The 8,304-nt window shown below is 49.3% G+C and carries 2 protein-coding genes; both read left to right on the top strand.

The annotated features are described in order from the left end of the window. The coding region (locus ACTJJS_RS33470; protein ID WP_440668398.1) for a beta-ketoacyl synthase N-terminal-like domain-containing protein at nt 1-7,365 on the top strand (7,365 nt) is incomplete at its 5' end. Next, nucleotides 7,358-8,304: polyketide synthase dehydratase domain-containing protein (locus ACTJJS_RS33465; RefSeq protein WP_440668397.1), on the top strand; the 947-nt coding region annotated here is incomplete at its 3' end. The genes ACTJJS_RS33470 and ACTJJS_RS33465, both read left to right, overlap by 8 nt.

Raw genomic sequence — 8,304 nt, 5'->3', positions numbered from 1 at the left:
CGTTTTCCTGGTTCGGCAGACCTGCAGCAGTTCTGGGAGCATCTGAAGTCCAATCATGATCTTGTGACAGAGGTGCCTGCAGACCGTTGGGACTGGCGGCAATATCACGGCGATCCGCTGGCCAGCCCGGGAAAAACACTTAGCCGTTGGGGTGGTTTTATCACCGATATTGATAAGTTCGACGCTTTATATTTTAATATTTCCCCGCTTGAGGCAGAACTGATGGACCCGCAGCAGCGGATCACGCTGGAAGCGGTATATGGTGCGCTGGAAGATGCGGGCATAGCGCCGGGAAGCCTGAAAGGCAGTAATACCGGTGTGTTCATTGGGGTGGCCTCTTCTGATTATGCCGGGATGCTGCGGTCTTCGCCGGCTTTTAGCAGCCAGGCTCAGTATGCAACAGGGTCTGCTCATTCGGTATTGGTGAACCGCATTTCCTACCTGCTGGACATACACGGTCCCAGTGAGCCGGTGGATACGGCCTGTTCCAGTTCGCTGGTGGCAATTCACCGGGCGGTGGAACATATCCGTAACGGAGATTGTGATATGGCGATAGCCGGCGGCGTGAACGCGCTGTTGTCACCTGATCTTACGTTGTCGTTTAGCCAGGCTGGGATGTTGAGTGCAGAAGGCCGTTGCATGACTTTTGATCAGCGGGCCAATGGTTATGTGAGGGGAGAAGGTGTCGGCATCATTATACTAAAACCGCTGAGCAGGGCCGTTTCGGACGGAGACCAGATCTATGGCGTAATCCGGGGCAGTGCCGTTAACCATGGCGGTAAGGCCAATACGCTGACGTCGCCCAATCCTGTTGCCCAGCGTGACCTGCTGCTGAAAGCATATCGGAATGCCGGTATCGCTGCGGACCGGGTAAGTTACATTGAAGCACATGGTACCGGGACGGCGCTGGGCGATCCCATTGAAATGGACGGTTTACAGCAGGCTTTCCGGGAGTTATATGCAGAAAACAATTTGGTATATCCCGGCCAGGGTGATTGCCGTGTGGGCAGCGTTAAGTCCAATATCGGGCATCTGGAGGCCGCAGCGGGAATTGCGGGTGTGATAAAGGTGCTGCTGTCAATGAAGCATGGGCTGCTGCCGGGCAATCCTCATTTGCAGCGGGCCAATGAATATATAAAACTGGAAGGCAGCATTTTCCGTTTATCTGCATCCCCGGAACGCTGGGAAGACAAATCATCCCTGCCGTTGGTGGCTGGCGTGAGCAGCTTCGGTTTCGGGGGCGCCAATGCACATGTGGTCCTGGAAGCATATGACCGGCCCGGAGCAGTTGTGCATAAAACGGATGTTCATCCGGTAATAGTGGTATTGTCTGCCCGCAACCAGGAGCGGTTGTTTGTCCTGGCAAATAACCTGCTTGTATATCTGGAAGGTGCCCCGGACACAGATTTGCGGGCATTGGGCTATACGTTGCAAACAGGACGTGATGCGCTGGAAGAGCGCCTGGCGATGGTTGTGACGGACCATTCAGCGCTACAGGGTCTGCTGAGGCAATACCTTTCCGGAGAGACGGGCGATTACTTTACTGGCAATACTAAAAAGGAACGGACGGATTTTCTGCTGGAGGGCGGAGCAGGCCGGGCCTATATCGATTATGCGTTAACACACCGGGAACACCGTTCCCTGGCCCGTTTGTGGGTACGTGGTATAATACCTGACTGGAAGCAGCTATACGCTGATAATAAGCCCGTGAAGATCAGCCTGCCGGGCTATCCATTTGCGAGAGAACGTTACTGGATGCCGGCCGTTGGGCAGGCTTCCGGTATCGCCGGAAGTTTGCAGCAGTTACATCCGCTATTGCACCGTAATACCTCTGATTTAAGCGAACAGAGATATACCAGCGTATACACGGGGAAAGAGCCGTTTTTCTCTGATCATAAGGTAGCAGGAGAAAAGGTGCTGCCAGGCGTTGCCTATCTGGAGCTGGCAAGGGTCGCGGGGGAGTTGGCAACGCGGGAGAAAATTACTGCTTTCAGAGATGTGGCCTGGCTCAAGCCAATAGGAATAAGTGACAGTCCGCGCGAAGTGCATATCCGGATTCATTCCGGACAAGGAGAAATCGGGTATGAAATATATACGACGAATGGCATGGACAGACAGGTACATGGAAAAGGGCTGTTGGACAGACAGGCACAGAGTACATCGAGCCTGGATATCGATACCGTACGCAAACGCCTGCCCTGGTCCTTAGACAGTGCCGCCTGTTACAATATGTTCCTGCAGTTGGGGTTGGATTATGGCCGGGAATTCAGAGGAATAGAAACATTATTTTATAGCGACACAGAAGCGCTGTCAATCATTTCCCGGCCGGCAGCGGCAGATTATGAGCTGGCTCCCGGGCTGATGGACAGCGCGCTGCAAACCTGCCTGGGTTTGATCCTCGGCCAACAGGAGCAGCAGCTCGCCTTACCTTTCAGCGTACGGAAAGTGCTGGTATATGGTGCGTTGGAAGAGCGCATGTACTGCTATGCCAGAAGAAGCGAGGCCGGCACTGCCGCCTACAACCTGGATTTGTTGACTCTCGACGGTGAGATACGTTTATCCTTCAATGGATTAAACCTGTTGCCGGTAAAAAATGTCCTGCCTGCCAAACGTATGTCTGTAACCAACAATCCGGCCAGGCGAATGACTGGCGTTAAACAGGGAACAATACAGGCATTGATCACACTTTGTGCAAGTGTGTTAAAGCTGAAGGAAAACGATATTGAGGAGGATGTTGAGTTTGCTGAGTATGGAATGGACTCCATCATTATGATGCAACTGCTCAATAAGCTCGAAACAAATTTCCATATTACAATTGAGCCTACTGCTATTATAAATTATCCCTCGGTTGCTTTGCTGGCTAAATATCTGGAAGAGGAAAAATTACCTGTCCGCGAAAACATATCTGACAGCTTAGATGCAAAAAAGCTGGTGGAGTTGCCTGGCAATAACGATAGGGAGCATCAGGTGGGAAATACCGGTAAAGTAGCCATCATTGGTATGGCCTGCAGGTTGCCGGGATCGGATAACATCCATGAATACTGGGAAAATCTGAAAGCGGGAAAAGAATTGATAAGTGAAGTGCCGGCTGGCAGATGGGATGCTGCCAGTGTTTATGCTGCGGCACCAACAGCAGGTAAAGCATATGTCACCAAGGGTGGTTTTATGAAAAATGCCGGTTCTTTTGATGCTCGTTACTTTAATATTAGTGATGATGACGCGCTTTCTATGGACCCTCAGCAGCGGATTGTACTGGAGATGAGCCGGGAGCTATTGGCCCATGCCGGATATGAGAAAGAAGAAATAGCTGGTACCAATACCAGTATATACATCGGGGCCAAGGATAATAACTACGTCAGAAACAATCATCATTTATTGCCGGAGAAGGCGCATCAGCATATCATTGTTAACAATATCAGCAATATGATTGCTGCAAGAATATCTGATTTCTACAATCTTAAAGGAGCCAGCCAGGTAGTTGATACTGCCTGCTCCAGTTCGCTGGTGGCCATCCATCAGGCTTGTGATGAAATTATAAATGGGAAATGTGAGATGGCTATCGCGGGTGGTATATCTGTTATGGTAGACGCCTTTATGCATATTGGCTTTAGCCAGGCACAGGTGTTATCCAGAGACGGACGGAGTTATGTTTTTGATGAGCGGGCGTCCGGATTTGTAATGGGTGAAGGCGGTGGGCTCTTATTGTTGAAAGACTATTCCAGCGCTCTGGCAGACGGAGACCAGATTTTCGGCATTATCACCGGATCACATGTCAATAATGACGGAAAGACGATAGGGGTAACGGTTCCCGACAAAGAAGGACAAAAAGCAGTGATAGCTGCGGCACTTGCCAGGGCTGGCGTCTCTGCAGCAGATATCAGTTGCTACGAAGCACATGGTACGGGCACGCTTCTCGGCGATCCTATTGAAATAAAAGCAGCAACGGAGGTATACAGGGAAAGCACAACTGAAAAACAATATTGTGCACTGGCGTCGGTTAAAAGTAATATTGGTCATACTATGACTGCGGCAGGGGTGGCAGGAGTGATAAAGATATTGTTACAGATGCAGCATGGTTATATTGTGCCAACCTTACATTGTGAGAATCCGCATCCGCGGTTTATGTTCAGTGAATCCCCTTTTTATCCCAACACAAATTTGAAGGCGTGGACAAATTCCCGAAAAATAGCAGCCATTTCCAGTTTTGGATTTGGAGGTACCAACTGCCATGCAATATTGGAAGCTCCTTCATCTGATCTGCCAGCTCCGGTGAGAAAAGCCCTGCCGGTAGATAGCGTTTCCAATGGGTTTTATTGGTTGGGATATAAAACCGAACATCTGACCCCGGAGGCATCTCCCGCCAATGCATTCATACATTATGATGAACCGCTGATGAAAAATCATCTCATTGGGGGAAAACAGGTGTTGATGGGAATGGCATATCTGTCTATGTGTATTGATACCGGGCGTCATTCATTCCCCGGAAAAGCATTGAGAATAAATAAGCTGCTTTTCTCTAACCCGCTAACACTGAGTAAAGGGCAAAGTGCAGTTATACAGCGTAGCTATGATATATCATCTGGTAAGATTTCCCTCTCCTATGACATAGCGGGGGAGGTCAGCGTGTGTGCAGAGGGAGAATTAACAACAACTGTGTTTGAGCAAACATCAACAGACATTGAAACACTTAAAGCCGGCAGCGTCGCTGAAGTAACCGGGGCGGCATTCTATCAGCACCCGATGCAGCAGTGTTACGGACAGGCATTGAGAACAGTTCAGGAGTGCTGGCGCCTGCCGGGAGGTGAGCTGCTGGCCCGACTTTGTATAAACGAAGAACTGGAGACGGACGCCTATGGATTGGGCATACATCCTGCCATATTTGACGGCGCTCATGTTGCCGCGGCCATATGTCTTTATCACAGCATGGATGATGCTGTTAAAGGCCATTGGCCCCCTTTGCTGCTAAAATCCGCGGACATCATGGAGAGAGGTGCTTCGGATATTATACGCGAGTGCTATTGTCACGTGTCCCCGGTAAAAGGAAACGCGCAAGTAACCACCTTCAATATTAAAATATTACAACCAGACGGTACTGTCATTATAAAACTTACGGAGTTTACCACTAAATCAATACCAGCTCAAAATACAGTACAATTATCCCGGAAAGACATGCCCTTGTTGGTAAGGGAATATCTGGGCAGAAAGGTCGGTGAAATACTGAAGATTGGTCCCGGTAAGATTTCTTTGACAAAGAACTTCATGGATATGGGTTTAGACTCATCCCAGATGATCGGCATTGCTCCGGTGGTTGAAAGAGAACTGGGTTTAGAGCTATATCCTACTACTTTTTTTGAGTATCAGAATATTGAAGAACTAAGTGCTTATCTGGAAAAAGAATATAGTGATAAGCTACAGGCTTATTTTGTGCAGGCGACAACGGAGCACCCTGTTACCCCCGTAGCAACAACACCCGTTACGGAATCATCCAGGGTTGCCGGTGACGACGCTCTCAAAGACATGGCTATTATCGGTATGAGCGGTTATCTTCCACAGTCTTCTGATCTGGATGCATTCTGGGAGCATCTGAAGGCCGGCAGGGACCTGGTTACAGAGATATCTCCGGACCATTGGGATTATAGGCCATGGTTTGATACAGACCGGAATGCGGTAAACAAATCGTATAGTAAATGGGGCGGCATGCTGAAGGACCTTGATAAATTTGATCCGCTGTTTTTTGGGATATCACCATTACAGGCAATGTGGATGGACCCGCAGCTAAGGTTGTTGCTGCAGTCTGCTTATCATACTTTTGAAGATGCCGGTGTGATAAATGAAATCAGAAATACACGTACCGGCGTATTTGTAGGGAGTTGCTTTCATGAATATTGGGATGAAATTGTCCGCAGGGGAATGCCTATGCAGGACTATGAACACAGCAGTAGTGCTATGTCCAGCCTTTCGGGAAGTGTTTCGTATTATTTTGATCTGCAAGGCCCCTCCATTCCTTTGGACAATGCCTGTGCATCTTCGATGACTGCTTTGCACCTCGCTTGCCAGGCTATCCGTAATAATGAGGCTGACATGGCGCTGGTAGCCGGCTTAAATGTTCTGCTCAGCCCTCTTCATTATGTTTATTTCTCCAGGATACAGGCACTTTCTCCTTCCGGAAGATGTTACTCATTCGATAAAAAAGCGGATGGTTATGTACCGGGAGAAGGAGTTGTTTCTGTGTTGATTAAACCATTGTCTAAAGCCATTGCGGATGGCGATACCATTCATGGGGTTATTAAGGGGAGCGCTATTAATCATGTTGGAAAATCTAATAACCCGACTTCTCCCCGCCCTGAGCTGCAAACACGTTTATTGGAAGATGCATGGGAGGCGGCAGGCATCTTTCCGGAAAATATCAGTTATATAGAAGCACACGGTACAGGTACGTCGTTAGGCGATCCTATTGAAGTGAACGCACTGAAAAAGGCGTTCAGGAAGTATACTGCCAGAGAGCAGTTTTGTTACCTGGGTTCAGCCAAAGCACATATAGGACATCTGGAGGGCGCTGCAGGACTGGCCAGTATAATTAAAGTACTGTTAATGATGAAACACCGGTTGATACCACGGATGCCTAATTTCGAGACGTTAAACCCGTATATAAAACTCGAAGGCTCTCCTTTCAGGGTCAATACAGGGAATGAGCGGTGGCAGGATGAAAAACTATTGCTGGCGGGTGTCAGCTCTTTTGGGATGACAGGTAATAATGCGCATGTTGTATTAGAAGAGTACAGGGCGCCTGTCCCGGTGCCTTATGTCAGCGACAGGCCTGCCATTGTAGTGTTGTCAGCTCGGGATAAAGACCGCCTGCGGGAACAGGTCGGGAATCTAAAAACCTATATTATAAATACCCCGGATATTAATATACACGATCTGGCCTATACATTACAAGTTTGCCGGGAACCAATGGACGCGCGCTTCTCCGCTGTTGTTGCAGACACGGATGCACTACTGTCTCTGCTGACTGCCTATCTGGACGGAAAAACCGGTAACTTTTTCAGCGGTCATGTTTTTGATAGTAAAGCCTCAGCGGCCAACCTCATTCCTGCTGCTATTCCAAACGATCATGAATATATGTCTATCGCTGAGCAGTGGGTGGCCGGCGCCAATATTAACTGGAAGGTTTTGTATGATGAGGACAGGCCAGTCAGGATAACATTACCTGTTTATCCCTTTGCAAAAGAACGGTACTGGATGCCGGAGCCGCAGGGAAAAGACACTACTGTGAAAAGTATGTTGCACCCTTTGCTACATGTTGCAAAGCAGGAAATTTTACACCCCCTTTTACATATGTATAATAATGGAGACAATGTCTAATAACGGCCTGACAGGCAAACAGGAATTTACGAGCATATATACGGGATCGGAGTTTTTTCTGAACGAACATCGTTTATATAATGATAAAGTGCTGCCAGGTGCCGCTTATCTGGAACTGGCCAGGGTAGCGGGAGAGCTGTCAACAGGGGCGGGCGTGACCGGTTTACGGGACGTAACCTGGCAACGGTTGCTGAAAGTAGAAGATCAGGCCACACCGGTGCATGTACGGGTAGAGACATCAGCAGCAGGGATCGGTTATGTGGTATATACCGGTCATGACGGGACAACATGCATATACGGCACAGGCACCATTGTAACTACGCCGCTGAGCGCACCGCCGGCACAGGAGGTTGAAGGCATACGTCATCGCCTCGGGGGATATTTATCAGCTGCTGCCTGCTATGATATCTTTTCCGGCCTAGGCCTGAACTATGGCAACCGTTTCCGCGGCATCTCGGACATTTACTATAGCACTACGGAAGTGCTCACCCGCATTCAGTTGCCGGTTGAAGAAGGATATGTATTGTCCCCGGGTTTACTTGACAGCGCGCTTCAGAGCTGTATTGGCTTTTTTACGGAAGGGGGCGCCGCGGGGTTATCACTGCCTTACAGTATCCGGGAAATGAATATTTACGGCCCGCTGCCAGCCAGTTTATGGTGTCATGTACAGAAGAGCGGAAGCGGTTATAATATACTGGTAATGGACGAATCCGGCGGAGTGCTGGTCAGCATGAATGATTTTGTGACCCTTCCCTACTCCGGAACGGAAACTAAAGTTCCCGCCGGCAGCAGTTATCTGTACCAGCCTATATGGACGGCAGGTGATGCCGCCGGAGAAACGGCCGGTGCCAAAGGGGAAGATCTGTTGTTGGTGTCCGGCGGCCCGGCAACACTGGCAGAGAAGCTGGGAGAGCGGCTGGAGATGAGGGCCGTGCATAT

It is taken from the genome of Chitinophaga sp. 22308 (genome assembly GCF_052045305.1).
Lineage (GTDB): Bacteria > Bacteroidota > Bacteroidia > Chitinophagales > Chitinophagaceae > Chitinophaga > Chitinophaga varians_A.
This window is presented reverse-complemented; position numbering and strand designations above follow the sequence as displayed.